A 3,267-nucleotide genomic window follows, 5' to 3' on the forward strand; every position below is an offset into this window, starting at 1 on the left:
ACTTCCTCCCAATCAGCAACTTGTTCGTGGTGATCGTTGGCCCATTGTTGGTGAACGACACCCTGGCGACATCGATTCGCCTTGGTCGCTGGAGATTGGTGGCTGCGTCGCACGCAGGCTGACGTTTTCGCTTGATGAGATTCAAGCGATGCCGCAGGTGACTCGTCAGATCGATGTGCACTGCGTGACACGTTGGTCGAAGCCGGCAATGTCTTTCACCGGCGTGCGGCTGCGTGATCTGCTGCACGACTCAGAGACACCGATCTGGAACGACGAAGCGAAGTTCGTTTCGTTTGTCGCGCGGAGCGAACGAAATCACTCGACCTCGCTACCGCTCAGCGAAGTGCTGGAACTTGATCCGATCGTCGCGTTGCAAGCCGAAGGGAAACCGCTGGCGACGCAAAACGGCGGTCCGATGCGAATGGTGGTTCCGGGCAAGTACTTCTACAAGAGTGTGAAGTGGATCCGCCGGATTGAGTTCTTGAAAGAAGAACGCCTGGGGTACTGGGAATCCGAGGCTGGTTACCACAACGGGGCGGACCCCTGGCGTGAGGAACGCTACATGGCACCGACGTTGACCAAGCAAGCCGCGTTGCGAGTGATCGAGTCCCGAGATTTTCGAGAGCAAGATCTTCGGGGGATCCAAGCGTCCCATCGAGACTTGGCCGGTTTGAAAGCGACCAACGCGAAGCTTCGGGATGCAGATTTTCAATCCTGTAATCTTCAGCACGCTGAGCTTCGTAGCGCCAATCTCTCCAACGCGAAACTGCAGATGGCCGATCTGCGGGACGCGTGTCTTGAAGACGCGGATCTCGAAGGGGCGGACTTGTCCGGTGCTGACCTTCGCGGGTGCGACCTCCGCGGTGCTTCACTGTTTGGTGCCACCTTCTGCCAATTCGATTCCAGTGCGACGCCCACGCTGACCGCCAAATTTGATTCGAAGACTCAACTCGATATGGCCTCCTTGGACGCTTTGGTCGAGGATCAAAAGGCGTTTGTCTTGAATGCGATCGAGTCGTCGGGGGCTGATTGATTGGCGCGGATGTCTGCGCGATGTTCAGAGGCTGCGGCCAAGCAATTGGAAATCGCCCGAGGTGTTTGGCTCACGCGGGTTTGCTTCGTCGATCTTCCGCTCGCTTCAGGCAAAATTCATTGATTGGGCAGATGTCACATTGTGGTGACCGTGACAGACAAACCCGTTTGCCGAATTGGATCAACCAAAAGTGCCCCTCCGCGAAAGTCCACTGGGGGGCGACCTCGTTCAATGCCTCCGCTGTCTTCTCCGCATTGTTTCCGATGGCGATGCCAGTCCGATTGCAAACGCGATGAACGTGTGTGTCGACCGCGATTGTGTCGATCCCGAAAGCGAACTGCAGCACGATGTCGGCACACTTGCGACCGATGCCGGGTAGCTGCATCAGTTGCGGACGATTGTTGGGGACGACTCCATCGAAGTCATCCAGCAACGCTCGGCAGAACTTGCGAACGTTCTTGGCTTTGACGTTGTACAGCCCGCAGGGTTTGATGGCCGTTGCAATCTGCTGGTCCGTCAGCTTCAACATTGTTTTTGGTGTTCGCGCCAATCGGAACAATGCTTTCGTTGCCAACGCCGTGTTGGCATCGCGTGACTGGGCCGACAGCATGCAAGAGATGCAAGTGCGGAACGGATTGGGCTGGCCCTTCGGTCCCATCGCCCCAGGGCCACGGCCAGGCATCTCACGAGCGAGGATCTGAAAGACCTGCTCGATCTGTTCGGGCGGCAGTGGTTGTTTGGGAGTTCGGGTCACAGATGGATTGATCGCACTCGAGGTCGCATTCGGGTTTCAAGACATTGTGCGCATCGTCAACCGCGATAACGTCCGGTGGGGCGGGCTGTCGAGTGCCTGCCGTGTTCATCGGTCAACCGTTGCCCAGGTCGATGGTGTAACGAGTGGTCTGCTACGACTCATTTTTGGGGGAGTGGACGAGGCGACGATTCCCGAATTGGCGTCAAAGCCAAGGGCTCTTCTCTCGTCCCCTACGATCAACCCTCTCTTTTAACTTTGAAAAAACACCAGATGGGCCGGCGTGTGCCTGTGTCGATTGCTCGATTTGAGCCCTGTCTTCGTTGCATATCGGATTTTGAGAATTCTCGTTAATTCTTCTCTGCGTAAAGCGGTTAACGAGTGCAGCGTTGTTCCAGATCGCTGATCGTGCGAAGTCGATCGTCGCTTTCGTTCAGTAGGATGACGCAGAACGGCACGGTTTGCGAGTGAAACGAAGGGTTTCGATAGCGGATGGTCCATCGCACTGATGGTCGATGGGGGGAAACCGACAGCTCCGGGCAGTTCGCTTGGGTGACATGTTTCTGCGACCAGATGTTGCCTGTGACGGTCGATGTTGAAATCGGCATGGGCTTTGCGACCGCGGATACTCAGGTGTCGCGTCAGTGGGAATCGCCAGTTTTCCTGCTCCTCTTACAAACGCGGTCCACCATTCTGAATTCTGGCCTCTCCAGCAATCAAACGGTCCTTGATGGAAGTTCGTGACAAACTGAAGATCCTTGCCGACGCGGCGAAATACGACGCGTCGTGCGCCAGCAGTGGATCCAAAGGCACTCGCGCCGGAAGTCAGATCGGCAGCACGGAGGGAATGGGAATTTGCCACAGTTACACTCCGGACGGTCGGTGTGTTTCGCTGCTGAAAATCCTGCTCACGAATTATTGCATCTACGATTGTCAGTACTGCGTGAATCGCATTTCCAGCGACACGCTTCGCGCTCGGTTCACCGTCGATGAAGTCGTTTCGTTGACGATGGAATTCTACAAACGCAACTACATCGAAGGACTGTTCCTAAGTTCCGGCATCATTCAGAACTCGGATTACACGATGGAGCAGTTGATCGAGGTCGCGCGTCGACTTCGTACCGATCAACACTTCGGCGGGTACATCCATCTGAAGACGATCCCCAATGCCTCGCAGACATTGATTGAGCAAGCGGGGGCATGGGCCGATCGATTGAGTGTGAACATCGAGTTGCCCACCGAAAATGACTTGGTGCAACTCGCGCCGGAGAAGAAGAAGCCGCAAATCGTCACCGCGATGAGTGGTATTCGCGAAAAGATCGATGAGACGAAGGAGGAAAAGAAGTCTGGCTTCAAACCTCCTCGTTTTGCTCCCGCGGGGCAAAGCACCCAAATGATTGTTGGGGCCACCCCGACGCCGGACCTCGAAATTCTGAAAACGGCGTCCGATTTGTACGCCGGCCAGCGTCTCCGCCGTGTGTAC

The 3,267-nt window shown here is 55.9% G+C and carries 4 protein-coding genes; 2 read left to right on the forward strand and 2 right to left on the reverse strand.

The window, feature by feature from the left end; genetic code table 11:
- Positions 1-1,033: molybdopterin-dependent oxidoreductase (locus ACF8AM_RS15790; protein ID WP_392556555.1), on the forward strand; the 1,033-nt coding region annotated here is incomplete at its 5' end.
- Between the two features lie 70 nt (positions 1,034-1,103).
- Here ACF8AM_RS15790 and nth read toward each other — a convergent pair.
- Both nth and ACF8AM_RS15800 read right to left on the reverse strand, forming a co-directional pair.
- A complete protein-coding gene (gene nth, locus ACF8AM_RS15795; RefSeq protein ID WP_392556556.1) occupies positions 1,104-1,787 on the reverse strand; it encodes an endonuclease III domain-containing protein in 684 nt (227 codons plus the stop codon).
- 371 nt (positions 1,788-2,158) lie between these two features.
- Positions 2,159-2,392: a hypothetical protein gene (locus ACF8AM_RS15800; protein WP_392556557.1), complete on the reverse strand. Its 234-nt coding sequence runs from the start codon at positions 2,390-2,392 to the stop codon at positions 2,159-2,161.
- 122 nt (positions 2,393-2,514) lie between these two features.
- On the opposite strand from ACF8AM_RS15800, the gene ACF8AM_RS15805 reads away from it, so the two are divergent.
- On the forward strand, positions 2,515-3,267 hold a 753-nt coding region (locus ACF8AM_RS15805; RefSeq protein ID WP_392556558.1), incomplete at its 3' end, for a putative DNA modification/repair radical SAM protein.

This window comes from Rhodopirellula sp. JB055, assembly GCF_043100905.1.
Taxonomy (GTDB): domain Bacteria; phylum Planctomycetota; class Planctomycetia; order Pirellulales; family Pirellulaceae; genus Rhodopirellula.